The 23,214-nt window shown below is 63.7% G+C and carries 25 protein-coding genes; 8 read left to right on the top strand and 17 right to left on the bottom strand.

Annotation, left to right across the window (positions count from 1 at the left end):
- The first annotated feature begins 232 nt into the window (after positions 1–232).
- From JYJ84_RS09120 to JYJ84_RS09105, 4 genes are all read left to right on the top strand, one after another.
- On the top strand, positions 233–1,450 hold the full coding sequence (locus tag JYJ84_RS09120; protein WP_043188777.1) for a DUF2863 family protein: 1,218 nt from the start codon (positions 233–235) through the stop codon (positions 1,448–1,450).
- 213 nt (positions 1,451–1,663) lie between these two features.
- Positions 1,664–2,500, top strand: a complete 837-nt coding sequence (locus JYJ84_RS09115; protein ID WP_122945880.1) for a response regulator transcription factor — start codon at positions 1,664–1,666, stop codon at positions 2,498–2,500.
- 75 nt (positions 2,501–2,575) lie between these two features.
- A complete protein-coding gene (locus tag JYJ84_RS09110; RefSeq protein WP_043188781.1) occupies positions 2,576–3,250 on the top strand; it encodes an energy-coupling factor ABC transporter permease in 675 nt (224 codons plus the stop codon).
- 139 nt (positions 3,251–3,389) lie between these two features.
- Entirely contained in the window at positions 3,390–4,040 is a 651-nt protein-coding gene (locus tag JYJ84_RS09105; RefSeq protein ID WP_122945881.1) for a BspC domain-containing protein, read from the top strand.
- A gap of 82 nt (positions 4,041–4,122) precedes the next feature.
- Here the strand turns inward: JYJ84_RS09105 and JYJ84_RS09100 are convergent, their stop codons facing one another.
- Both JYJ84_RS09100 and yaaA read right to left on the bottom strand, forming a co-directional pair.
- The gene (locus JYJ84_RS09100) at positions 4,123–5,277 is read right to left on the bottom strand and encodes a M14-type cytosolic carboxypeptidase (RefSeq protein WP_122945882.1); all 1,155 of its coding nucleotides are present in this window, start codon (positions 5,275–5,277) and stop codon (positions 4,123–4,125) included.
- Between the two features lie 88 nt (positions 5,278–5,365).
- Positions 5,366–6,148 carry a peroxide stress protein YaaA gene (gene yaaA, locus JYJ84_RS09095; protein ID WP_043188790.1) on the bottom strand — a complete coding sequence of 261 codons (783 nt, stop codon included), beginning with the start codon at positions 6,146–6,148 and terminating at the stop codon, positions 5,366–5,368.
- Positions 6,149–6,205: 57 nt separating this feature from the next.
- On the opposite strand from yaaA, the gene JYJ84_RS09090 reads away from it, so the two are divergent.
- Both JYJ84_RS09090 and JYJ84_RS09085 read left to right on the top strand, forming a co-directional pair.
- On the top strand, positions 6,206–6,685 hold the full coding sequence (locus JYJ84_RS09090; protein WP_122945883.1) for a putative toxin-antitoxin system toxin component, PIN family: 480 nt from the start codon (positions 6,206–6,208) through the stop codon (positions 6,683–6,685).
- Positions 6,686–6,718: 33 nt separating this feature from the next.
- Positions 6,719–7,891, top strand: coding sequence for a pyridoxal phosphate-dependent aminotransferase (locus JYJ84_RS09085; RefSeq protein ID WP_175223065.1), 1,173 nt, complete (start codon positions 6,719–6,721; stop codon positions 7,889–7,891).
- Positions 7,892–7,934: 43 nt separating this feature from the next.
- On the opposite strand, the gene JYJ84_RS09080 is transcribed toward JYJ84_RS09085, so the two are convergent.
- Entirely contained in the window at positions 7,935–8,591 is a 657-nt protein-coding gene (locus JYJ84_RS09080; protein WP_122945885.1) for a glutathione S-transferase, read from the bottom strand.
- A gap of 201 nt (positions 8,592–8,792) precedes the next feature.
- Between JYJ84_RS09080 and JYJ84_RS09075 the strand changes: the two genes are divergently transcribed.
- Both JYJ84_RS09075 and JYJ84_RS09070 read left to right on the top strand, forming a co-directional pair.
- Entirely contained in the window at positions 8,793–9,584 is a 792-nt protein-coding gene (locus JYJ84_RS09075; RefSeq protein ID WP_043188799.1) for an oxepin-CoA hydrolase, alternative type, read from the top strand.
- Positions 9,585–9,831: 247 nt separating this feature from the next.
- Positions 9,832–10,524: a glutathione binding-like protein gene (locus JYJ84_RS09070; RefSeq protein ID WP_089426624.1), complete on the top strand. Its 693-nt coding sequence runs from the start codon at positions 9,832–9,834 to the stop codon at positions 10,522–10,524.
- Positions 10,525–10,571: 47 nt separating this feature from the next.
- On the opposite strand, the gene JYJ84_RS09065 is transcribed toward JYJ84_RS09070, so the two are convergent.
- The 14 genes from JYJ84_RS09065 to nuoH form a co-directional block, all read right to left on the bottom strand.
- On the bottom strand, positions 10,572–11,048 hold the full coding sequence (locus JYJ84_RS09065; RefSeq protein ID WP_122945886.1) for a MaoC family dehydratase: 477 nt from the start codon (positions 11,046–11,048) through the stop codon (positions 10,572–10,574).
- Positions 11,045–11,506 carry a MaoC family dehydratase gene (locus JYJ84_RS09060; protein WP_122945887.1) on the bottom strand — a complete coding sequence of 154 codons (462 nt, stop codon included), beginning with the start codon at positions 11,504–11,506 and terminating at the stop codon, positions 11,045–11,047. The genes JYJ84_RS09065 and JYJ84_RS09060 overlap by 4 nt, the downstream gene beginning before the upstream one ends.
- A gap of 37 nt (positions 11,507–11,543) precedes the next feature.
- Positions 11,544–12,677: an acyl-CoA dehydrogenase family protein gene (locus JYJ84_RS09055; protein ID WP_122945888.1), complete on the bottom strand. Its 1,134-nt coding sequence runs from the start codon at positions 12,675–12,677 to the stop codon at positions 11,544–11,546.
- A gap of 19 nt (positions 12,678–12,696) precedes the next feature.
- Positions 12,697–13,893, bottom strand: coding sequence for an acyl-CoA dehydrogenase family protein (locus JYJ84_RS09050; protein ID WP_122945889.1), 1,197 nt, complete (start codon positions 13,891–13,893; stop codon positions 12,697–12,699).
- A gap of 54 nt (positions 13,894–13,947) precedes the next feature.
- Complete coding sequence (locus JYJ84_RS09045) at positions 13,948–14,370, bottom strand: DUF1178 family protein (protein ID WP_122945890.1); 423 nt, start codon at positions 14,368–14,370, stop codon at positions 13,948–13,950.
- 136 nt (positions 14,371–14,506) lie between these two features.
- Positions 14,507–15,097, bottom strand: coding sequence for an NUDIX domain-containing protein (locus JYJ84_RS09040; RefSeq protein ID WP_122945891.1), 591 nt, complete (start codon positions 15,095–15,097; stop codon positions 14,507–14,509).
- A 36-nt stretch (positions 15,098–15,133) separates the two neighbouring features.
- Positions 15,134–15,430, bottom strand: a complete 297-nt coding sequence (locus JYJ84_RS09035) for a DUF2818 family protein (RefSeq protein WP_046544751.1) — start codon at positions 15,428–15,430, stop codon at positions 15,134–15,136.
- Positions 15,430–16,884, bottom strand: coding sequence for an NADH-quinone oxidoreductase subunit NuoN (nuoN, locus tag JYJ84_RS09030; RefSeq protein WP_174961694.1), 1,455 nt, complete (start codon positions 16,882–16,884; stop codon positions 15,430–15,432). The genes JYJ84_RS09035 and nuoN overlap by 1 nt, the downstream gene beginning before the upstream one ends.
- 36 nt (positions 16,885–16,920) lie before the next feature.
- Positions 16,921–18,411, bottom strand: a complete 1,491-nt coding sequence (locus tag JYJ84_RS09025) for an NADH-quinone oxidoreductase subunit M (protein WP_069248465.1) — start codon at positions 18,409–18,411, stop codon at positions 16,921–16,923.
- A 16-nt stretch (positions 18,412–18,427) separates the two neighbouring features.
- Positions 18,428–20,482 carry an NADH-quinone oxidoreductase subunit L gene (gene nuoL / locus JYJ84_RS09020; protein ID WP_122945893.1) on the bottom strand — a complete coding sequence of 685 codons (2,055 nt, stop codon included), beginning with the start codon at positions 20,480–20,482 and terminating at the stop codon, positions 18,428–18,430.
- A gap of 17 nt (positions 20,483–20,499) precedes the next feature.
- A complete protein-coding gene (gene nuoK, locus JYJ84_RS09015) occupies positions 20,500–20,805 on the bottom strand; it encodes an NADH-quinone oxidoreductase subunit NuoK (protein WP_122945894.1) in 306 nt (101 codons plus the stop codon).
- Positions 20,806–20,822: 17 nt separating this feature from the next.
- Positions 20,823–21,473, bottom strand: a complete 651-nt coding sequence (locus tag JYJ84_RS09010) for an NADH-quinone oxidoreductase subunit J (protein ID WP_046544750.1) — start codon at positions 21,471–21,473, stop codon at positions 20,823–20,825.
- A 112-nt stretch (positions 21,474–21,585) separates the two neighbouring features.
- Positions 21,586–22,074, bottom strand: coding sequence for an NADH-quinone oxidoreductase subunit NuoI (gene nuoI / locus JYJ84_RS09005; RefSeq protein ID WP_011352695.1), 489 nt, complete (start codon positions 22,072–22,074; stop codon positions 21,586–21,588).
- 12 nt (positions 22,075–22,086) lie between these two features.
- Positions 22,087–23,154, bottom strand: coding sequence for an NADH-quinone oxidoreductase subunit NuoH (gene nuoH, locus JYJ84_RS09000; protein ID WP_122945895.1), 1,068 nt, complete (start codon positions 23,152–23,154; stop codon positions 22,087–22,089).
- Positions 23,155–23,214: the final 60 nt, after the last annotated feature.

Genomic DNA, 23,214 nt, shown 5'->3' with positions numbered 1-23,214 from the left:
AGACTGCAGCACACCGCCAACCCTGCTTCCCTCTCCCGCGCCGCGTTTCCGTTAGCGCGAAAGAGGCGTGATTGTAGGGAGCTTGCGACATTCGCGCAAGGGGTTTGAAGCAACTTTTTTACAAAAGCTGCAATCCGGGCCGGCCGGCCATGCGTCGGCACGAGACCGCTTATGGTGCAAAGAACGGACTAGAATGTGAGGCTCTTCGCCTCTTTCTATATACGTCTTTAATATGCGCCAGCGAATCGCCAAACGCCTCCCCCCCGATGCCGACAAACTGGTCGGTCTGTCGCTTGCGCTCTTCGCCTCGGGCAGCCGTATCGAGGATCGCTTCTGGGAAGCGAAGCTCGACGCGCTGCTCGCCAAGATTGTCCGCAACGGCAACCAGACCACGCTCGACGCAGCGCTCGACCATCTTCAGCAGAATCACCCCGATGCCTATGGCGCACTCGCCGACATGGCCGAGACGCACAGCGAGTCGATGGTGATCGAGCACGACGGCCAACCGTTCGACGCGCTGCTGGTCGCCGTCCCGGTTCTCGCATGGACGCGCTACATGATTCCGTCGGGCCCGCTCAAGGGTGACGTCGCCGACGCGCTGCGAACGCACCTGCAGGCTCACGTCCTGGCGAACGGCACCCTCGTCGGGCTTGCTCCGTTCCTCTACAGCATCGACCAGTTGCCGCGGCACCACGTCGAGACCTACCGGCTGGCCCAGCAGCTCGCGCATGCGGCGATCAGCCAGCACACGCCCAAGCTCAGCTTCGGCGACCTGCCGGAAACCTCGCCGATCCTGGCCGACCCGCGCTTCCTGCTCGCGGTCGTCGCTGCGCCCGCCGGCGCACCGCTGTTCCGCTGGCAGGAAGAAGAAGGCGGCAGCCGAATCGAACGTGGCCAGTGCCTCGAGCAATGGACGGCCCAGGGCGGCCCGAACCTGTCGATCGCCCTGCCCGGCTGCGAGTTCGAATGCCTGCTTCCGGACGCGTACTATTCGGCCTGCCGGGATGCGGACGAACGCGTGCGTCCGCACACCGTGAGAACCGCCATTCGTTATCTTTTCGACACACTTGGTGCGGCACCGCAAGAGCTGCGTGCGGTAGTCGCCGGCTTCGGCGAACGCCGTATCGACGAGTATCGTGTCGGCTTCACGCGACGTGCCAGCAACGACGTAATCTACGGCGTCGTATGGCCGCTCTACGGCCGTGAAAACGGCGACGTGTCGATCGACAGCGCGACGCTCGAAGGCGAAGCACCGATCGAAGGGCCGCTTGAGGAAATCGTGAGCCTGCTGAAGGAATGCGGTGTAACCGACGTCCGGCGGCACGCGGGCCGCTTCGAGCCCGAATATTGCGATGACTGCGGCGTGCCGCTCTACGCGGATCCGCTCGGCGAAATCGTCCACGCGGAAATGCCGGAAGACGCGTCACCCGCCCAGCCGCACTTCCACTGACCCGCAGCACAGCAGGCCCTGACGGCCTGCCCGCCTGAAGCCGCTCACGGTTCCCGCCGGAGCGGCTTTTTACTTGTCCGCCATCCCGCCGCCCGAAATTTCATACTTTTCCTAAGCCTTTCAGCCAAGCAGACATCGTGTAAGGTCTTTGTCATCATCAGACCCAAGGCATGCCAGACGGCAGATCAATGGCTCACATTACGGAGGTTGAATATGCGGTTCCTGATACTCAATTCAGACGCCGAGCGGCGTGACGGACTGAAGGCCCTGTTGCGACAGATCGACCGTCACGCCAGCATCAACGATGCGCCCGACAGCTTCCAGGCGCGCAGGCTGCTGCGCAACCAGCGTTTCGACCTCGTCGCGATCGACTGGCTCGACGTCGGCCGACTCAGCGAGCTTCAGGCGCTCTGCAGCGCGTGCTCGCCGACACCCGTCGCCGTCCTGGTCGACGAAACATCGCCGGAAGCCATCCAGCGCTTCTTCAACTACGGTGTTGCCGGCGTGATTCCACATTCCACGCGGCCGCACCTGATCGTGCGTGCGCTCGAGATCGTGCTGCTGGGCGGGCACTACATCCCGCCGATCGCGCTACGCCTGCTGCCTTCCACCGCTGCGGCGCGCTACGATGCCCATTTCCAGACGCTCGCCGGATCGATTCCCCGCCGCCCGCCGAGCGGTCTCTTGTCGCCGCGGCAAGCGCAGATCATGCGCTTCGTCCACATGGGCAGCACGAACAAGATGATCGCTCGCACGCTCGGCATCAGCGAAGGCACCGTCAAGATCCATCTCGCCAGCATCTTCCAGCAGCTTGGTGCCGCCAATCGCGCCGCCGCGGTCGCGATCTACAACGGCTGGCTGTCGCCCCACCTCGAGGTGCTGCTGGCGAACCGCAGTCGCACGCGCAAGCCGCCCGTCGGCGAACACGGCCCGGTTCCGCTGCGTCCGCAACAGCATGACCGCCCGTACCCGGTGCCGGCATCGATCGATAGCGCGCAGGACCTGCCGATCGCCGCCGAGCCACCAGCGCGGTTCCGACGCGAACGCTAGCCAAACAGTCTCGATATTGCGACGGTCGGCGTGTGCGGATTCCCACCTTTGATGCTCAACGAGTAATATGGACGCATGGGTTTTCTTTTCACACCGCTTCCGCTCTGGGTTGGCATCGGTGGCTGGATCGCCGCCGTGGCCCTGCTCGCGCTCGCGATCTGGAATCGTCCCTTCGTGCGCCTGCAGGACGCCACGCTCCAGCACGTGTGGCTCGCGCTCGTCACCGCCATTGCAGTCCTCTGGGCCTCGAATGCGTGGCTCGAAGATGGCATCGTCATGCATCTGCTTGGCGCGACACTGCTCGTCACACTGTTCGACTGGACACTCGCACTGATCGCGATGGGCGCCATCACGGCGGTTGCCGCGATCATCTTCGACGCGCCTTGGCAGGGCATTGGCCTGACCTATCTGATTTACGGCGCACTGCCGGTCGCGGTGTCGGCATTGCTGCAGCGCGCCGCGCTCGCATGGTTGCCACACAATCTCGCGTCGTTCATCACGGGCCAGGGATTCCTGTCGCCGGCCATCGCGATCATCGCGGTCGCCGCTGCCGCGGCCGGGGTCCAGCTCGCACTCGCGGATGGCGTGCCCGTCGTGATTCCGGCCGGCTACCTGCTGAACACTGCGCTGCTCGCACTCGGAGAAGCGTGGTTCACCGGCATGGCGACGGCACTCATCGCCGTCTATCGCCCCGCCTGGGTCACGACCTTCGACGTCCGGCGCTATCGCCTCGGCGGCCCGCGCGCCTGAATGACCCACCGGCAACGGTACCGTCATCCCGTACCAGCGGTACCTCATGCGTTGCGGCAGAATGCGACATCTACTGCCGCACAACTTTTTTACGCTAAGATTGAACTCCGGTTCTTCATCGGACATCTATACGTGCCCGATGTCTCATTCGCTCCTCACCAATAACCAGATGGACAGCTCTCCTGCGTCGCTCCGGATTTTCCGGGCGCTCGGCAAGCTGGCAGCCTGTATTGCGGGCCTGTCGCTTGCGCTTCCGACACCGGCATTCGCCGACCTGCTCGACCAGCGCTCCGAACTGATCAACAAATTCGTCAACGAAATGCATGCCGATCCGCTCGCCGCCGATTGTGCGGCGCACGGCAGCTTCATCGCCAGTACGTCGTCGGCCTTCGACCGCGTCGACTTCGCGCCGAACGCATTCGACAGCGGCAACGCGACGATCACGCCGTGGAACGACTCGTTCGACCAGGGCAAGCAGCGCGTGAAGGTCGACAATATCGTCACTGTCGACGGACTCGGCATCCACAACGATGGCAGTGACCCGACACCACTGAAGTTCCGATGCGGCTATGTCGGTCAGCAAATGCTCGCGTTCAGCTGGAACGACCCGGTTCCGCCGCTGAAGCCGCGCGTCGAGCGCTCCTCGTCCTCGACGAAGAAATTCAAGGGCAAGTCGCACCGAGGCAAGGTCAAGGCATCGAGCCGCACCGGCAGCAAGAAGGCCGTCGCAACGAAAAAGTCGAGCGGCCAGAAGAAGGTCGTGAAGAAGAAAGCCGCGAAGAAGTCCTGATACGGCGTAGCAACATCGACAGCAGTAAAAAAGCCGGGGCATCTCAGGATGCCCCGGCTTTTTTCGTACGGCGACGCTACGCTTATGCGAACGTGTCGACGTGCACGAGGATCGCCGCCAGCATCGCTGCGCCAAGCGCCGCACTGCGCTCGCCGTTCCAGCCGACTCGTTCGTCGGGCAGGTTCGCGTTGTCCTTGAACGGCATCTCGAGCGTCAGCGACAGGCAGCCGAACTGGTGGCCGACGTACTTCGACGCGAGCTTGAGCGCGTCCTCCTTGTATTTGCTCGCCGCATAGCCGTGCTCTGTCTGGAAGTCGGGGCTCGCGACCTTGAACGCGTCGATGAATGCGGTCTGCTCCTTGCCCTGCTGCTCGGTAAAGCTCGGCAACATCTCCGACCCGGCAACGAACACGTACGGCAGATCCTCGTCGCCGTGAATGTCGAAGAACATGTCGCAGCCGATCGCATGGATCGCGTCGCGCACAGCCAGCACCTCGGGGCTGCGCTCGGCATCGGGCGCCATCCACTCGCGGTTCAGGTTCGCGCCTGCCGCATTGGTGCGCAGGTTGCCATGCACGCTGCCATCCGGGTTCATGTTCGGAACGATGTGGAACGTCACGCGATCGTACAGCTTGCGCGCGACCGGATCGCCTGCCCAGTCGCCCCAACCGGCCAACCGCTTGACGAGGCCTTCGACGAACCACTCGGCCATCGACTCGCCGGGATGCTGGCGCGCGATGATCCACACCTTCTTCTTCGGCGTGCCGTCGGTTTCCGGCGTACCGAGCGTCAGCAGCGACATCGGACGGCCTTCGACCGTACGGCCGAGTTCGACGACGCTCGCCTGCGGCAACTGTTGAACCGCGCCGAGAAATGCCGCGTGACGCTCTTCCGAGTACGGCTCGAAATACGCGTAGTAGATGCTGTCGAATTCCGGCGTATGGTCGATGGTCATCGTCTTGCCGTCGAACGTCGTCGGCACACGGAACCAGTCGACCCGGTCATAGCTCGCCACCGCGCTGTAATTGCGCCAGCCCGACGGATACGCGCATTCGGCAGCATTCTCGAACGTCATCACGCAGCGCTCGCCGCGCGCGCCGGTCAAGCGGTAGTAAAACCATTGCGCGAATTCCGAGCGGTTGTCGCCACGCACGCGCAGCCGAATCGCATCGGGACTGTCGCACGACACGACGTCGATTGCGCCTGCGTCGAAATTGCTGGTGATCGAAAGGGCCATCTGTCTCTCCTTGGGCGACCGGAACGGGCGGTGTAGCGCCTGCCCGGCCTCATGCATGCGCCGGCCGTCTCGTGAACGGCCGACAGGGTCACTCGCCGACGCGCCGGCGATATACGTAAGTCGAATCGTTCGACGCAGCCGCATCGAACGCATAGCCTTCCGTCGCGAAATCCTTCAGCGCCTTCGGGTCGGTAATACGGTTCTCGACGATAAAACGCGCCATCAGGCCGCGCGCACGCTTCGCATGGAAGCTGATGATCTTGTAGCGGCCGCCCTTCCAGTCCTCGAACACCGGCGTGATGACGGGCGCGGCCAGCAGTTTCGGCTTGACCGACTTGAAGTATTCGGTCGACGCGCAGTTGACCAGCACGCGCGCCGCACCGCTACGCGTTTCGAGCTGTTCGTTCAGCGCCCGCGTGATGCGATCGCCCCAGAACGCGTACAGATCCTTGCCGCGCGCGTTCGCGAAGCGCGTCCCCATCTCGAGACGGTACGGCTGCAGCAGGTCGAGCGGACGCAACAGCCCGTACAGGCCCGACAACACGCGCACATGCTGCTGCGCATAGTCGAGATCGGCGGACGACAGCGATTTGGCGTCGAATCCTTCATATACGTCGCCGTTGAACGCGAGCACGGCCTGCTTCGCGTTGGCCGGCGTGAAGGTCGGCGACCAGTCCGCGTAGCGCTGGAAATTCAGGCGTGCGAGCGGGTCGGAGATATCCATCAGCGTCGCGATGTCCTGCGGCGACAGCTTGCGCAGGCCGTCGATCAGTTCCGACGCGTCGTCGACGAATGCAGGCTTCGTGTAAGACTGGACGTGTGCGGGCGTATCGTAGTCGAGGGATTTGGCTGGAGAGAGAACGATTATCATAGAGGCTCGCTGGCACGCCGTGCCTTGCGGTCAGACGAAAACCACCGATTGTAACGAATGCCCCGATCTCTCGCCCCGCATGCCGCACATCGCGTCGTGCTCGACTCGAACGTCTGGATCGACATCCTCGTATTCGACGACCCTGCTACACGCCCGATCCGTGCCGCGCTCGAACGCGGCACGCTGGCCGCCGTGATCGACGGCCGCTGCCTGACTGAACTCGAGTATGTGCTCGACTATCCTCAGTTCCAGTCTCGCGCGATCGACAAGGCGGCCGCGCTCGCGACCGTCGCCCGCCTGGCGAGCCTCGTCGAGCCGCCGGCCATCGACGCCGACGCGCCGCCCTTGCCGAAGTGCAAGGACCGCGACGACCAGAAGTTTCTTGAACTCGCCCGCGCCGCCCAGGCCGAGTGGCTCGTGTCGAAAGACCGCGCGCTGCTGAAGCTCGCCAAGCGCACCGCACGCGACTTCGGCTTCCGGATCGCGCAGCCGGCCCCCTTTGCCGAGGCCTGCGCGCTCGACGCCACGCCGGCCTGACGCACGTACCACCACCCGCTTTCGACCGTATCGATGAACGCTCCTTCAGACATGCCAACGACTCCCGTTTTCCCCTCGCGCCTGCCGAACGTCGGTACGACGATCTTCACGGTCATGAGCGCGCTTGCCGCCGAAAAAGGCGCGGTGAACCTCGGCCAGGGCTTTCCGGATTTCGACTGCGATCCGCGCATCGTCGATGCGGTTGCCGCCGCGATGCGCAACGGGCACAACCAGTATCCGCCGATGGCCGGTGTCGCGCCGCTGCGCGACGCGATCGCGGACAAGATCGCGCAGGTCTATGGCCGGCGCTACGATCCGGCGACCGAAATCACCGTGACGGCCGGCGCGACGCAGGCGTTGCTGACCGCGATCATGTGCACGGTGCATCCGGGTGATGAAGTGATCGTCGTCGAACCGACCTATGACAGCTACCTGCCGTCGATCGAACTCGCGGGCGGCAAGCCCGTGTTCGTCACGCTGGAAGCGCCCGACTACGCGATTCCGTTCGACCGTCTGGCAGCCGCCATCACGCCGAAAACGCGCATGATCCTGATCAACACGCCGCATAACCCGACGGGTACCGTGTGGCGCGAGGCGGACATGCGCAAGCTCGAGGAGATCGTGCGCGGCACCAACGTGCTGATCCTGTCCGACGAGGTCTACGAACACATGGTCTATGACGGCGCGCGCCACGAAAGCGTCGCACGCTATCCGGAACTCGCCGCACGCAGCTTCATCGTGTCGAGCTTCGGCAAGACTTATCACGTGACGGGCTGGAAGGTCGGCTATGTCGCAGCGCCTGCCGCGCTGACCGCGGAATTCCGCAAGGTCCACCAGTTCAACGTGTTCACGGTGAATACGCCGATGCAGATCGGGCTCGCCGACTACCTGCGCGACCCGGCGCCGTACCTGACGCTTGCCGACTTCTACCAGAACAAGCGTGACTTCTTCCGGGCCGGCCTCGAGCGCACGCGCTTCAAGCTGCTGCCCTGCACCGGTACGTACTTCCAGTGCGTCGATTATTCGGCGATCAGCGACCTGCCGGAAGCGGAATTCTCGAAGTGGCTCACGTCGGAGATCGGCGTGGCCGCCATTCCGGTGTCGGCGTTTTATCACGAGCCGCACGAATCGGGCGTCGTCCGATTCTGCTTCGCGAAGCAGGAAAGCACGCTCGAGTCCGCGCTCGAGCGGCTCGCCCGCCTGTAAATCCCGCACGGGCGGCGGCGCGCCGCCCCGCCGGCCCCGCGCTTTACGAACGCGCGCCGCTCGTCGCTTCGATATAGGCCTTCCGATCGGCCGCCACGCGCTGTGCAGCAGGCCGCTCGCCGACCTGCTTCGCATGAGCCTTCCAGTCGATGCCCGCATCGAGCAGGAAGTCACGTCCGAACACGGCCTTCGTCGCCATACCGATGACCGGCAGATGGATCGACGCGGCGATGTCCGCGAGGCTGAACGACTCGCCGAGCACATACGGCGAAAACTGCGTCATCTGCTTGAACGCATCGATCGCGCGCGGCAGGCGCTTCTCGACGTGCGCCTTCATCCCGTCGCTGACCTTGCCGCCGAAAAACGCTTCGGTATAGACCTCGCGCGCCATCCATTCGAGATACAGTTCGAGCGTCTCGACCAGTTCGCGCACCTTCGCAGCCGCGAACGGGCTCGCCGGGAAAATGCCCTTCTCGGGATAGCGTGCCGCCAGGTACTCGACGATCACCTGCGACTCGAACAGCGCACCTTCCTCGGTTTTCAGGAACGGAATCTTGCCGAGCGGCGAATCGGCGAGCTGGGCCGGATCGCTGATCGGCAAACCGCACGCCGACTCCTCGAACGGAATGTCGTGTTCGAGCAGGACGAACTTCACCTTGTTGTAATAGTTGGACAACGGAATACCGCACAGCTGTAGCATCGGAGTCTCCTTCGTTGCTGGAACGCGGCCGCAACGGTGCCGGCCGCGTCGGGATTCGTCGCGCTGAAAAGCACGTTCGTGCTAGTCTAAAGCAACTTTTACGTCCGTCACGACAACAATACATCTGCTACGGCATCGGCCGCATCAGCACGCGCGATGCACCCGCCGCCGCAGCCCCGCCATCCGATGGAGACACGCCGCATGAGTGCTGAACTGCTGGCCTCGCGTCCGCCCGAGAGCGAATCGACGCTCGTCCTCACGCTATCCAATCCCGGCGCACGCAACGCGCTGCATCCCGACATGTACGCGGCCGGCATCGAAGCGCTCGCCACCGCCGAACGCGATCCCGGGATTCGCGCAGTCGTGCTCACCGGCGCCGATCGCTTCTTCTGCGCGGGCGGCAACCTGAACCGGCTGCTCGACAACCGTTCGAAGGATCCGTCCTACCAGGCCGACAGCATCGATCAGCTCGCTGCATGGGTAACGGCGATCCACGCTTCGACGAAGCCGGTGATCGCGGCGGTCGAAGGCGCCGCGGCCGGCGCGGGTTTTTCGCTCGCGCTCGCGTGCGACCTGATCGTCGCCGCGCACGATGCGAAGTTCGTGATGTCGTACGCGCGTGTCGGCCTGACGCCCGACGGGGGCGGTTCGTGGTTCATCGCGCGCGCACTGCCGCGTGCGATCGCGGCCGAGATCCTGTTCGAAGGCAAGCCTGTCGCAGCCGAGCGTCTGCACACGCTCGGTGTCGTCAACCGGCTCGCCGTGCCCGGCGCGGCACTGACCGACGCGCTCGCCTGGGCCGATGCGCTCGCCGGCATCTCGCCGAACGCACTCACGCGCATCAAGTCGCTGCTCGACGACGCAACGATGCAGCCGCTCGACGCGCATCTCGGCACCGAGCGCGACCATTTCGTCGCATCGCTGCATCATGCGGACGGGCTCGAAGGCATCACCGCATTTCTCGAGAAGCGCCAACCCCGCTACAAACGCTGAACCGTCGCGCCCGCTTTCGAATGGATGCGTCGCCACCGCATCGACCCGATGCTGCACGGCGACGCCCCCCATCTCGACGACACGCGATCGCCCCCGACACCATGCAGTTCGACGCGCGCGCACGACTGCGCATACCCATCGGCGCGCACGGTTCCGTCGCCAGCAACCCGCATCGATCCATGCTCTAATGACCGCCTGTCGCGGCGCTGCCGGCGCCGTTTTCGCGCATGCAACCAAGGAGTTCACGATGATCGACGTCTATAGCTGGGCGACCCCGAACGGCCACAAGGTGCACATCATGCTCGAGGAAACGGGCCTCGCTTATCGTGCCCATCCGGTCGATATCGGTGCAGGCGACCAGTTCAAGCCGGACTTCCTGAAGATCAGCCCGAACAACAAGATCCCCGCGATCGTCGATCCGGACGGCCCCGGCGGCCAGCCGATCTCGCTGTTCGAATCGGGCGCGATCCTGATCTACCTCGCAGAGAAGACCGGCAAGTTCCTGCCGACCGATCCGGCCGCGCGCTATGCGACGCTCGAATGGCTGATGTTCCAGATGGGTGGTGTCGGCCCGATGCTCGGGCAGGCGCACCACTTCCGCCTGTATGCACCGGAGAAGATCGAGTATGCGGTCAACCGCTACACGAACGAGGCGAAGCGGCTATACAACGTGATGGACAAGCGTCTCGGCGAATCCGAATATCTCGCAGGCGACGCGTACACGATCGCGGACATTGCGACGTTCCCGTGGACGCGCTCGTGGCAGAACCAGGGCATCGTGCTCGACGAATTGCCGAACGTGAAGCGCTGGCACGAGGCGATCGCTGCGCGACCGGCCGTGCAGCGCGGCGTCGAAGTGCTCGCCTCGATGCGCAAGGCGCTGCAGGACGACAAGGCACGCGAGGTGCTGTTCGGTGCGACGCAATACGCGAAGCACTGACACGCATGTGACGAGCGGAGCGGCAGCCGTGGATGCCGCTCCCCGCGTCAGAAGTAATGCAGCGTGATGAATTCCGCCGCGCAGACAGGCAGCGGCGCATCGGGACTCTCGACCTGCATCGTCACCGACCACGTCACCTGCACACCGCCTTTCGCGGCCTCGGCGGTTTCCTTGACCGCAAACAGCGCACGCACACGCGCACCGACCGGCACCGGCTTCAGGAACCTCACGCGGTTCAGTCCGTAGTTCACGCCCATCTTCTGCTCGAAACGCATCGCGTCGGCCATCAACGCCGGAATCAGCGACAGCGTCAGGAACCCGTGCGCGATCGGACCGCCGAACGGCGACTCGCGCTGCGCGCGTTCGGGATCGACGTGAATCCATTGATGATCGCCGGTCGCATCGGCAAAGCCATCGACACGACGCTGGTCGATCGCGATCCAGCCGCTCGCGAGCGGCTCTGCACCGACACGCGCCTGCAGCGCCGGTGCCGATGCGATCAGCGGCAAGGTCACGTCGGTCATGCGTGCGTGCCTCCCGGATGGCGCAGCCCGAAGATCACCTTGGTATGCACGGTGATCACCGTCTCGCCGGCGCCGTTCACGCCGACCCATTCCGTCGACACGATGCCGCGGTCGGGCTTGCTCTCCGACACGCGCTTGTCGTGGACTTTCTGATACATCGTGATCGTGTCACCGGCGCGCACCGGCTTGAGCCAGCGAATCGAATCGATGCCCGGCGACCCCATGCTGGTCGAGTCCTGGCCGAGCTTCTTGATGAGCAAGCTCATGAACACCGAACACGTATGCCAGCCGCTCGCGACGAGCCCGCCGAAATGCGATGCCTTCCCGGCCTCTTCGTCGAGATGGAACGGCTGCGGGTCGTAGCGTTGCGCGAACGCCTTGATGTCGTCGGGTTCGAATGTGTAGCGGCCCACTTCGGTGGTACTGCCGACCACCAGGTCTTCGTAACTGATACCCACTAGGTGTCTCCTTGTCTGGCGCGCTCGCGCGTCGCCGTCACGCCGCGTCGGCCTGCGCGAAATCGGGCAGCGCCGCGATACGGGCAAGATGATGATCGGTGTCGCCGAGCGTCGTCTCGATGATCGTCAGCCGCTTGAACAGGTGCGCAGCGGCGACCTCGTTGGTCACGCCCATGCCGCCGTGCAGTTGAACGGCCTGCTGGCCGACGAAGCGCGCGGCGGCGCCGACACGCGCCTTCGCGGCCGACACGGCCTTGCGCCGCGCATCGGCATCGCCGCTCGCGTAGCGTACGGCAGCAAGGTAAGTCAGCGAACGCGCCTGCTCGGCATGGATCAGCATGTCGACCATCCGGTGCTGCAGCGCCTGGAAGCGCGCGATCGGCATGCCGAACTGTTCACGCGTCTTCGTGTATTCGACCGTCGCACGATTCAGTTCGTCGAGCGTACCGACCGCTTCCGCGCACAGCAGGAACGTCGCGTAATCGGCAACCTGCTCGAGGGCAGCCGCGTCGCGCGCACCGCCCGTCAGCAGTCGTGCCGGTGTTTCGTTGAACTCGATCGTCGCGGCACGCTGGCCGTCGATCGTCCGGTAGTCGACCACCTTCGCATTCGCGGCATCCCGTTCGACGACGAAGAGGCCGATGCTGCCGCCGTCGACGCGCGCGGGCACGATCCACGCATCCGCCTGTGCGCCATGCTGAACGACCGACTTCGTGCCGGTCAGCCGGTACGTGCCGCCCTGCTCGCGCGCATGCGTGTCGAGTTCGAACAGGTCGTAGCGCGCATGCGGTTCGTGGAACGCGACCGCCACACGTTTCTGTCCCTGCGCGACCGCCTCCAGCAGCGCGGCATCTTCACCGTCGCCGGAGCCGGCGATGCGCAAGGCTTCGACACCCACCGCCGTTGCCCAGTACGGCTCGATCACGAGCGCGCGGCCGAGCTCCTGCATCACGACCAGCATGTCGACGGGGCCGCCGCCGAAACCGCCCTGTGCATCCGGAACGGGCAGCGCGGTCAGCCCCAGCTCGGCGAACGCGCTCCATTGCGTGTCCGACACGCCCGCGTCGCTGCGCACGATCGCCTGGCGCGCTTCGAAACCGTATTGCTCGCCGAGATAACGGCGCAGCGCGTCGGCAAACTGCTGCTGCTCATCGGTAAAGCTGAAATCCATGGTTGTCTCCGTTCCCTGATCACAGCCCCAGAATCATCTGCGCGATGATGTTCTTCTGGATCTCGTTCGAACCGCCGTAGATCGACGTCTTCCGGTAATTGAAGTAGTACGCGGCAAGCGGTGCCGCATCGTCGTCGCCCGCGATGCTGTGCTCGCGCTGGCCGTCGAGGAACGGCACGTCGAACGGTGCGGCGAGCGGGCCGATCGCATCGACCATCAGCTCGGTGAGCGCCTGCTGCACTTCCGTGCCCTTGATCTTCAGCATCGACGCCTCGGGGCCCGGCCCCTTGCCGCTCGTCTCGCGGCTGACGACGCGCAGCACCGTCACTTCGAGCGCCATCAGCTCGACCTCGAGCGCCGCGACCTTCGCGGCGAACACGGGATCGGCAAGCAACGGCTTGCCGTTCTTGCGCTGGTTCGACGCCACGCGCTTCAGGAACGCGAGCTCGCGCTTCGACGCGCCGACGCGTGCGATACCGGTGCGCTCGTGGCCAAGCAGGTATTTGGCGTAGGTCCAGCCGCGATTCTCGTCGCCGACGAGATTCTCGACCGGCACTTTCACGTCCTCGAGGAACACCTCGTTGACCTCGTGGTCCTCGTCGAGCATGACGATCGGGCGCACCGTGATGCCGGGCGTCTTCATGTCGATCAGCAGGAACGAGATGCCCTCCTGTTTCTTCGCGGCCGGATCGGTGCGCACGAGGCAGAACATCATGTCGGCGTACTGGCCGAGCGTCGTCCAGGTCTTCTGGCCATTGACGACGTAATGGTCGCCCTGGCGCTCGGCACGCGTGCGCAACGATGCGAGGTCGGATCCCGAACCCGGCTCCGAGTAGCCCTGGCACCACCAGTCCGAGCCGTCGAGAATGCGCGGCAAATAATGACGTTTCTGCGCTTCGCTGCCGTATTTCATCAACACCGGCGCGACCATCGATACGCCGAACGGCAGCACGGTCGGCGCACCGATCCGCGCGCACTCCTCGTCCCAGATGTGTCGTTGCGTCGCGTTCCAGCCCGGGCCGCCATATTCAACCGGCCACGCGGGCGCGGACCAGCCGCGCTGGCCGAGAATCCGGTGCCAGCTCGCGAAATCGTCGCGGTCGAGCCGTTTGTGATCGAGTACCTTGGCGCGCAGTGCGTGAGGCAGGTTTGCCTCAAGCCAGGCGCGGACGTCGACGCGGAACGCGTCGTCGGCGGGGGAATAATCCAGATCCATGCGCAGTGTCTCCTGTCCGCAGCCGTCCGGCCCGACAAAGACTCACTGCATACGCTATTGCAGCGGTTCTTTCAGCGCGGCAGGAATCGGCAGCGGCATCACGTCGATGCCTTCTTCGGCCAAGGATTGCACATCTTCGGGCGTCGTGACGCCACGGATGCTGCGTGCCGGCGCCTCGTTGTAATGGATGCGCCGCGCTTCCTCGGCGAAGCGCTCGCCCACATTCTCGGTTTTCTCCAGCACCTCGCGCAGCGCACGCATCACCTGCGCCTGCAGTGCACGCGGATCGGCCGGCTGTGCCTGCGTCGCGCCCGACAGGTTCAGGCGCGGCGCCGACGGCAGACGGTTGACCTCGGTCGTTCCGCACACCGGGCATTCGACCAGCTTGCGGGACAACTGCGCTTCGAATTCATCGGCGGAAGCGAACCAGCCTTCGAACCGATGACCGTGCGGGCACTGTAAATCGAGGACCTTCATGCTGAATCAGGGCGTGTGACGAGTGTAGCGCAAAAAACGCTTTTGTGAACGATCGTGCTAAATACTGATCGCGCGACGCGGAGGCGTCGCGTCACAGGATTGTAACGCTGCGCCCCACCCGCCGCTGACGCCGCGCTCAGGGCGTCAGGACCGGCCCGAGCGGCCACGTGCCGGACAGCACCTTGTCGAGCCACATCGTGCCGATGATCGTCTTCACGTCGGAGATCTGGCCCGTGCGCACCCATTCCTGCAGATCGGCCTGCGTCGCGGTGAAGGTCTCGAGGAATTCGCCTTCATCGAGCTTGCGCTCGCCGGCCGTCAGCCCGCGCGCGAGGTACAGGTCGATGAATTCGGTCGAATAGGAAATGATCGGGTGAATCCGGGCCAGGAACACGTACTCGCGTGCGGTGTAACCCGTTTCTTCGCGCAGTTCGCGCACCGCGCATGCGAGCGCGCCTTCGTTCGGATCCAGCTTGCCGGCCGGGAATTCGGCCATCACCTTGCCGATCGGGTAGCGATACTGGCTTTCCATCAGCACGCGGCCGTCGTCGAACAGCGGGATCACCATCACCGCGCCCGGATGCTGGACGTATTCGCGCGTGGCCTTCTTGCCGTCAGGCAGACGGACGGTATCGCGCTTGAGCTTGAGGAACGAGCCGTCGAAGATCGACTCGCTTTCGAGGCAGGTTTCGGTCAGTGCGGCGTCGTGATTGGGTAGTTCGGCCATCGGCGGCTCCGGGAATGAGCGCGACGGCCGAAGCCGTCAGCGTCGTTTGACGAGATACTGGAACGTGAAGCCGGGAAACGCGAACACGACGAACAAACTGAACGTGATCGCGTAGAACTGCCAGCCCTGTTCGAAGCGGTTGCCGGCGCGCGACTCGAGCCAGAAGCCGAGCGCGCCGACGATGAAGTACAGCACGATCAGCTCGCCGATCCGCACCCACCCGCTCTTCTTCGCCGTGCCGAACGGCACGACGGCGAAGAGACGTTGGTTCAGGAACGGCAGGTTGGCGCAGACGAGCGCCAACAGCACGATAAACCAGCCGGCTGCCGACATTACAGCGGCAGCGTGTGACGAATTGCCTGCAGGCAGGCCGTCAGCAGCGGGCTCGGGATCAGGCCCAGCACGACGACCGCGAGGCCGTTCAGCACGAGGATCGTGCGCTTGCAGAAATCGCCCGTGATCGGCGTCGCATCCTGCGGTGCATCGAAGTACATCAGCTTCACGATGCGCAGGTAGTAGAACGCGCCGAACAGCGACGTGATCACGGCCAGCACGGCCAGCCACGTAAGGCCCGCGTTGACGGTCGCCTCGAGCACGGCGAGCTTCGCGTAGAAGCCGACGGTCGGCGGGATGCCCGCCAGCGAGAACATCATGACCATCATCACGAACGCGAACACCGGGCTGCGCTTGTTGAGGCCCTTGAAGTCGTCGATCGTTTCGGCTTCGAAATCGCGGCGTGCGAGCAGCATCACCACACCGAACGAGCCGAGCGTCGTGATCAGGTAGACGATCGCGTAGAACATCGCCGAGCTGTATGCGTTCGCCGGTGCCGCCGCGTCGCCCTTCACGATGCCCGCGAGCAGGCCGAGCAGCACGAAGCCCATGTTCGAGATCGCCGAGTACGCGAGCATCCGCTTGATGTTGCGCTGGACGATACCGGTGATGTTACCGACGATCAGCGACAGCGCAGCGAGGATCACGAGCGCGGTCTGCCAGTTCTGTGCGAGCGGCAGCAGGCCCATCACCAGGAAACGCAGGCCCCACGCGAACGCGGCAACCTTCGGGCCGCCGCCGACGAACAGCGTCATCGCGGTCGGTGCGCCTTGATAGACGTCCGGCACCCACATGTGGAACGGCACGGCGCCGAGCTTGAACGCGATACCGGCGACGATGAAGACCACGCCGAACATCAGCACGGCTGCATCGGTGTTGCCGCCGACCGCCTTGTACACCTCGCCCAGCTCGAGCGAGCCGGTCGCGCCGTAGAGCATCGAGATGCCGTACAGCACGAAGCCCGACGCGAGCGCGCCCAGCACGTAATACTTCATCGCGGCTTCGCTCGACTGCGCGGCGTCGCGGCGCAGCGCGATGACGGCGTACAGCGACAGCGACATCAGTTCGAGACCGAGGTACAGCGTCAGGAAGTTGTTGCCCGACACCATGACCAGCTGACCGAGCAGCGAGAACATGCCGAGCAGGAACACGTCGCCGCGGAACATGTCGCGATCTTCGAGGTACTTGCGCGAATAGACGAGCGAGACCGCGAAACCGAACGACACGACCGCCTTCATCATGCTCGCGAACGAGTCGACGACGATCATCTTCGAGAAGAAGTAGTACTGCTGCGGGTCGAGTGCCTGCACCGCGAACCACACGCCGGCGACGACCGACGATACGACCGCGATCAGATAAGTCAGGCGGCGGCCGGAAGCACCGGTAAAGGTGTCGTTCAGCCATGCGACGACGATGGCGGCCATCACCAGCGCGTCAGGCAACAGGACATTCATAGGAGCGTTCATGATCTTGAGTTCCTCCGCTCGCGATTACTGGGCCAGCGGCAGCTTCGACTGCGCGACGTGGGAGAGGAGGTTTTCCACGGAAACGTGCATCACGTCGGTGAAAGGCTTCGGATACAGGCCCATCAGCATCGTGAACGCGGCGAGTACGGCCAGCATCACGAATTCGCGACGGCCGATGTCCTTCAGCTTGGCAACGTGATCGTTCGCAACCGCGCCGAAGTACACGCGCTTGTACATCCACAGCGTGTAAGCCGCGCCGAGGATCAGCGTGAATGCCGCGCCGAATGCGATCCAGAAGTTGTACTGGACGGCAGCGAGAATCACCATGAACTCGCCGACGAAACCCGACGTACCCGGCAGGCCGCAGTTGGCCATCGAGAACAGCATTGCGAAGGCCGCGAACTTCGGCATCACGTTGACGACGCCACCGTAATCGGCGATCTGGCGCGAGTGCACGCGGTCGTACAGCACGCCGATGCAGAGGAACATCGCGCCCGACACGAAGCCGTGCGAGATCATCTGGATGATCGCGCCTTCGACGCCGAGCTGGTTGAAGATGAAGAAGCCGAGCGTGACGAAGCCCATGTGCGCGATCGACGAATACGCGACCAGCTTCTTCATGTCGGACTGCACCATCGCGACGAGGCCGATGTAGATCACCGCGATCAGCGACAGCGTGATCACGACGGGAGCCAGGAAGTGGCTCGCGTCAGGCGTGATCGGCAGCGAGAAGCGCAGGAAACCGTATGCGCCGAGCTTCAGCATGATCGCAGCCAGCACGACCGAGCCGCCCGTCGGCGCTTCCACGTGCGCATCCGGCAGCCAGGTGTGGACCGGCCACATCGGCACCTTCACCGCGAATGCGAGGAAGAAGGCAATGAACAACAGTATCTGCGGCGTCATCGCGATCTTGGCGTTCTGCCACGTCGCGAGGTCGAACGAGTGCGTTTCCGTGTACAGGTAGATCAGCGCGACCAGCATCAGCAGCGAGCCGGCCAGCGTGTACAGGAAGAACTTGAATGCCGCATACACGCGGTTCGGGCCACCCCACACGCCGATGATGATGTACATCGGGATCAGGGTCGCTTCGAAGAACACGTAGAACAGCAGGCCGTCGGCCGCCGAGAATACGCCGATCATGATCCCGGACAGGATCAGGAACGCCGCGAGGTACTGCGCGACGTTCTCGGTGATCACTTCCCATGCGGCGATCACGACGATCACCGTGATCAGCGCGGTCAGCACGACGAACCACATCGAGATGCCGTCGACGCCGAGGTGATACGCGATGTCGAAGCGTTCGATCCAGGTCGACTTCTCGACGAACTGCAGCGCAGCCGTGCTCGAATCGAAGCCCGTGATCAGCGGGATCGTGACCGCCAGGCCGAGCAGCGAACCGATCAGCGCGATCCAGCGGGCCGTCCCCGGATTTTTGTCGTTACCCACCGCAAGCACGAGGAGGCCGAAAACGATCGGCAACCAGATCGCGGTACTGAGAATCGGAAAAGCGTGCATTAAGTTGTCCCCCGCCTTATTTGCCGCCGAGCGTTACAAACAGGGTCAGGAGCCCCAGCATGCCGATGATCATGGCGAACGCGTAGTGATAGATGTAACCGGATTGGAGGAAGCGGATCACGCCGGCGAACCAGCCGATGAACCGGGCGCTGCCGTTGACGAGGCCGTCGATCACCACGACGTCACCCTCCTTCCACAGGCCGCGGCCGATCGCCACCGAACCACGGGCGAACACCACTTCGTTGATCTTGTCCATGTAGTACTTGTTGTCCAGCAGCGTGTAGATCGGGCCGAACGCGCGGCGGATCGACGCCGGCAGTTCCGGACGCTTCAGGTACAGGAACCACGCGACAACGACACCGGCGAGTGCGAGCCAGACCGGCAGGCCCGAAATCGAGTGCAGACCCATGCCCACCCAGTTGGTGAACTCGTGGCCCATCTCCTCGAGCGCCGGGTGATTCGCGCCAATGTAGATCACCTTGTCGAACGCGACGCCGTGCTCGAAGAAGTTGCCGTACAGCATCGGATAGATCGCGAACGCACCGATCACCACCGACGGGATCGCCAGCAGGACCAGCGGGACCCACACGACCCACGGGGTCTCGTGCGGTTCGTGCGCGTGGTCGTCATGACCGTGGCCATGGCCGTGGTCGTCATGACCGTGCGCAGCCGCCATGCCCATCGGCGATTCCGGATGCTTCGGCTTGCGGAAGCGCTCTTCGCCGTGGAACACCAGGAAGTACATGCGGAACGAGTACAGCGCCGTGACGAACACGCTCGCGACGACCGCGAAGTACGCGAAGCCCGAACCCGGCAGGTGAGACAGCTTCACCGCGTCGATGATCGAGTCCTTCGAGTAGAAGCCCGAGAAGAACGGCGTACCGATCAGCGCGAGCGAACCGACGAGCGACGTGATCCACGTGATCGGCATGTACTTGCGCAGGCCACCCATGTTGCGCATGTCCTGGTCGTGGTGCATGCCCATGATGACCGAACCGGCGCCGAGGAACAGCAGTGCCTTGAAGAACGCGTGCGTCATCAGGTGGAACACGGCGACCGGGTAAGCGGACACGCCGAGCGCGACGGTCATGTAGCCGAGCTGCGACAGCGTCGAATACGCGACCACGCGCTTGATGTCGTTCTGGACGATGCCGAGGAAGCCCATGAAGAGCGCCGTGATCGCGCCGATCACCGTGATGAACGACAGCGCGGTGTCCGACAGCTCGAACAGCGGCGACATGCGCGACACCATGAAGATGCCGGCGGTCACCATCGTCGCCGCGTGAATCAGCGCGGAGATCGGGGTCGGGCCTTCCATCGAGTCCGGCAGCCACACGTGCAGCGGGAACTGTGCCGACTTACCCATCGCGCCGATGAACAGGCAGATACAGGCAACGGTCAGCAGGCCCCAGTCGGTGCCCGGGAAGTGCAGGCTCGCAAGCTCTGCGCGCTTCGCGAACACTTCGCCGTAGTTCATCGAGCCGGCGAATGCGAGCAGCAGGCCGATGCCGAGCAGGAAGCCGAAGTCGCCCACGCGGTTCACGAGGAACGCCTTCATGTTCGCGTAGATCGCGCTCTCACGCGTGAAGTAGAAGCCGATCAGCAGGTACGACACCAGACCCACCGCTTCCCAGCCGAAGAACAGCTGCAGGAAGTTGTTGCTCATCACGAGCATCAGCATCGAGAACGTGAACAGCGAGATGTACGAGAAGAAGCGCTGGTAGCCGTCTTCTTCCGCCATGTAGCCGATCGTGTACACGTGCACCATCAGCGAGACGAAGGTCACGACGACCATCATCATCGCGGTCAGCGAATCGACGAGGAAGCCGATTTCGAGCTTCAGCGAGCCGACGTTCATCCATTCGTAGACGGTCGCGTTGAAGCTTGCGCCGCCCATCACGTCGAAGAAGACTTTCGCCGACAGGAGGAACGCGATCATTACGCCGAGGATCGTGATCCGGTGTGCGCCCTTGCGCCCGACTGCGTTCCCGAACAGCCCCGCAATCAGCGAGCCGGCCAGCGGAGCGAGCGGAATCGCCAGCAGCAGGTTTTCATTGAGTGTCGTTGACATAACAGCGTTGCCTGAAATTAACCTTTGAGCTGATCGAGATCCTCGACATTGATCGTGTCGAGCTTACGGAACAGGGTCACCAGAATCGCGAGGCCGATCGCGGCTTCCGCTGCGGCGACCGTCAGCACGAAGAACACGAAGATCTGGCCGTGAATATCGCCGAGGTAGTGCGAAAACGCGACGAAGTTGGTGTTCACCGCCAGCAGCATCAGTTCGATCGACATCAGGATGATGATGATGTTGCGGCGGTTCAGGAAAATCCCGACGATCGCGATCGCAAAGAGGATCGCGCCGAGCACGAGGTAATGAGCAAGAGTCAGCATGTTTTCTTTTCCTCCGCTTAGCCGTTGGTGCCCGAACCGGCTTCGCTCTGCGCCGTTTCCGGCTGCGGCTTTTCCGCTTCCATCTTCACGAGGCGCACGCGGTCGTTGCGGCGCACCTTGACCTGATCCGACACGCGCTGGCGCTTGCTGTCCTTGCCCTTGCGCTCGGTCAGCCCGATTGCGGCAATGATCGCGACCAGCAGCACGAGGCCGGCGATTTCAAACGCGAAGATGTAGTCGGTGTAGATCACCTTGCCGATCAGGCGCGTGTTCGACCAGTTGGCCATCTCGCCCGTCGCCATCGCGTGCACCGTCTGCGTGTCGCCGTAACCGCGCCACAGGATCAGCGCGGTTTCGATCACGATGATCGCGCCGACCACGGTCGCCATCGGGACGAAGCGCTTGAAGTCGCGGCGCAGGTAGTCGATGTTGATGTCCAGCATCATCACGACGAACAGGAACAGCACCATCACGGCGCCCACGTACACCAGCACCAGCAGGATCGCGAGGAACTCCGCTTCCAGCAGCATCCAGATCGCGGCGGCGTTGAAGAACGCCAGCACAAGGAAAAGCGCAGACGCCACCGGGTTGCGCGAAGTGATCACCTTCAGCCCTGATACCACCAGGAGCAGCGCGAAGATGTAGAACAGTACGGTCGTGAATTCCATGATTACCGGTTCATCGTTAGGCCATAGTCAGGCGCGGCTTGCGGGACGCTCTTGCGAGCCGCACCCGTCGCGGCGGCTCGGCCCGTACTTCGGGCCGGCACTGCAAACACAATCAACGATACGGCGCGTCGGCAGCCTTCGCCGCGGCGATGTCCTTCTCGTAGCGATCGCCCACCGCGAGCAGCATTTCCTTCGTGAAATACAGGTCGCCGCGCTTTTCGCCGTGGTACTCGAGAATCTGCGTCTCGACGATCGAATCGACCGGGCAGCTCTCTTCACAGAAACCGCAGAAGATGCATTTCGTCAGGTCGATGTCGTAGCGCGTCGTGCGGCGCGTGTTGTCCGCACGCGTTTCCGATTCGATCGTGATCGCCATCGCGGGGCACACGGCCTCGCACAGCTTGCACGCGATGCAGCGCTCTTCGCCGTTTTCGTAGCGGCGCAGCGCATGCAGCCCGCGGAAACGCGGCGAGATCGGCGTCTTTTCTTCCGGGAACTGCACGGTGACCTTGCGCTTGAACGTGTAACGGCCGGTCAGCGCGAGCCCCTGCAGCAGCTCGGTCAGGAAGAAGGTCTTAAAGAAGTGTTGGATTGCGCTCATGATTTCGTCCGATTACTTCACCCAGATGTTGAGCGGCGACATCATCCAGAAGCCGACCACGACCACCCAGACCACCGTGACGGGCAGGAACACCTTCCAGCCCAAGCGCATGATCTGGTCGTAACGGAAACGCGGGAACGTCGCGCGAACCCAGATGAACACCGACAGCAGCGCGAATATCTTCAGCACCAGCCAGAAGATGCCCGGAATGAACGACAGGAATTCGAACGGTGCATCCCAGCCGCCGAGGAACAGCGTCGCAGTCAGCGCCGAGATCACGATCATGTTGATGTACTCGGCGAGGAAGAACAGCGCGAACGCCATACCCGAGTAATCGATCATGTGACCCGCGACGATTTCCGACTCCCCTTCCACCACGTCGAACGGGTGACGGTTCGTTTCGGCGATGCCCGAGATGAAGTACACGACGAACGCCGGCAGCAGCGGCAGCCAGTTCCACGACAGGAAGTTCACGCCGTGGCCGGCGAAGAAGCCGTGCTGCTGCGAACCGACGATTTCCGACAGGTTCAGGCTGCCGGCCGTCATCAGCACCAGCACCAGCGCGAAGCCCATCGAGATTTCGTACGACACCATCTGTGCCGCGGCGCGCATCGCGCCGAGGAACGCGTACTTCGAGTTCGATGCCCAGCCCGCGAGAATCACCGCGTACACGCCGATCGACGAGATCGCCATCGCGTACAGCAGGCCCGCGTTCACGTTCGCGAGGACCGCTTCGGCCTGGAACGGGATCACGGCCCACACGGCGAACGCCGGCACGACGGTCATCACCGGCGCGATCAGGTACAGCCAGCGGCTGGCTGCGCTCGGCTGAATGACTTCCTTCAGCAGCAGCTTCAGCACGTCGGCGATCGGCTGCAGCAGGCCGCCGGGGCCGACGCGGTTCGGACCGAGACGCACGTGCATCCAGCCGATCAGCTTGCGTTCCCACAGAATCAGGTACGCGACGCACAGCAGGATGACGACGGAGACGACGAGGATGCGCACGACTGCCCACACCGTCGGCCACGCGAAGCCGAGAAGCTGGGACCCGCCCGCGTTGATCGTATCGAACAAGCTCATTTACGCCTTCTCCACCACCAGTTCACCGGACAGGCTGCCGAGCGCTGCGCCGGCAGGCGT

The organism is Burkholderia sp. LMG 13014 (genome assembly GCF_905232215.1).
Lineage (GTDB): Bacteria > Pseudomonadota > Gammaproteobacteria > Burkholderiales > Burkholderiaceae > Burkholderia.
Note: the sequence above shows the minus strand (reverse complement) of the source record. Positions and strands in the feature narration are given on the sequence as shown.

Coding starts and splice junctions, on each gene's coding strand:
- JYJ84_RS09035 (WP_046544751.1), bottom strand. CDS start 15,430: ATGTCGGCAGCCGGCTGGTTTATCGTGCTGTTGGCGCTCGTCTGCGCC.
- JYJ84_RS09090 (WP_122945883.1), top strand. CDS start 6,206: ATGCCCCGATCTCTCGCCCCGCATGCCGCACATCGCGTCGTGCTCGAC.
- nuoH (WP_122945895.1), bottom strand. CDS start 23,154: ATGAGCTTGTTCGATACGATCAACGCGGGCGGGTCCCAGCTTCTCGGC.
- JYJ84_RS09105 (WP_122945881.1), top strand. CDS start 3,390: ATGTCTCATTCGCTCCTCACCAATAACCAGATGGACAGCTCTCCTGCG.
- JYJ84_RS09065 (WP_122945886.1), bottom strand. CDS start 11,048: ATGACCGACGTGACCTTGCCGCTGATCGCATCGGCACCGGCGCTGCAG.
- JYJ84_RS09115 (WP_122945880.1), top strand. CDS start 1,664: ATGCGGTTCCTGATACTCAATTCAGACGCCGAGCGGCGTGACGGACTG.
- JYJ84_RS09120 (WP_043188777.1), top strand. CDS start 233: ATGCGCCAGCGAATCGCCAAACGCCTCCCCCCCGATGCCGACAAACTG.
- JYJ84_RS09040 (WP_122945891.1), bottom strand. CDS start 15,097: ATGGCCGAACTACCCAATCACGACGCCGCACTGACCGAAACCTGCCTC.
- JYJ84_RS09085 (WP_175223065.1), top strand. CDS start 6,719: ATGAACGCTCCTTCAGACATGCCAACGACTCCCGTTTTCCCCTCGCGC.
- JYJ84_RS09010 (WP_046544750.1), bottom strand. CDS start 21,473: ATGGAATTCACGACCGTACTGTTCTACATCTTCGCGCTGCTCCTGGTG.
- JYJ84_RS09050 (WP_122945889.1), bottom strand. CDS start 13,893: ATGGATCTGGATTATTCCCCCGCCGACGACGCGTTCCGCGTCGACGTC.
- JYJ84_RS09055 (WP_122945888.1), bottom strand. CDS start 12,677: ATGGATTTCAGCTTTACCGATGAGCAGCAGCAGTTTGCCGACGCGCTG.
- JYJ84_RS09100 (WP_122945882.1), bottom strand. CDS start 5,277: ATGGCCCTTTCGATCACCAGCAATTTCGACGCAGGCGCAATCGACGTC.
- JYJ84_RS09080 (WP_122945885.1), bottom strand. CDS start 8,591: ATGCTACAGCTGTGCGGTATTCCGTTGTCCAACTATTACAACAAGGTG.
- nuoL (WP_122945893.1), bottom strand. CDS start 20,482: ATGTCAACGACACTCAATGAAAACCTGCTGCTGGCGATTCCGCTCGCT.
- JYJ84_RS09075 (WP_043188799.1), top strand. CDS start 8,793: ATGAGTGCTGAACTGCTGGCCTCGCGTCCGCCCGAGAGCGAATCGACG.
- JYJ84_RS09070 (WP_089426624.1), top strand. CDS start 9,832: ATGATCGACGTCTATAGCTGGGCGACCCCGAACGGCCACAAGGTGCAC.
- JYJ84_RS09025 (WP_069248465.1), bottom strand. CDS start 18,411: ATGCACGCTTTTCCGATTCTCAGTACCGCGATCTGGTTGCCGATCGTT.
- nuoI (WP_011352695.1), bottom strand. CDS start 22,074: ATGAGCGCAATCCAACACTTCTTTAAGACCTTCTTCCTGACCGAGCTG.
- nuoN (WP_174961694.1), bottom strand. CDS start 16,884: ATGAATGTCCTGTTGCCTGACGCGCTGGTGATGGCCGCCATCGTCGTC.
- yaaA (WP_043188790.1), bottom strand. CDS start 6,148: ATGATAATCGTTCTCTCTCCAGCCAAATCCCTCGACTACGATACGCCC.
- JYJ84_RS09110 (WP_043188781.1), top strand. CDS start 2,576: ATGGGTTTTCTTTTCACACCGCTTCCGCTCTGGGTTGGCATCGGTGGC.
- JYJ84_RS09045 (WP_122945890.1), bottom strand. CDS start 14,370: ATGAAGGTCCTCGATTTACAGTGCCCGCACGGTCATCGGTTCGAAGGC.
- nuoK (WP_122945894.1), bottom strand. CDS start 20,805: ATGCTGACTCTTGCTCATTACCTCGTGCTCGGCGCGATCCTCTTTGCG.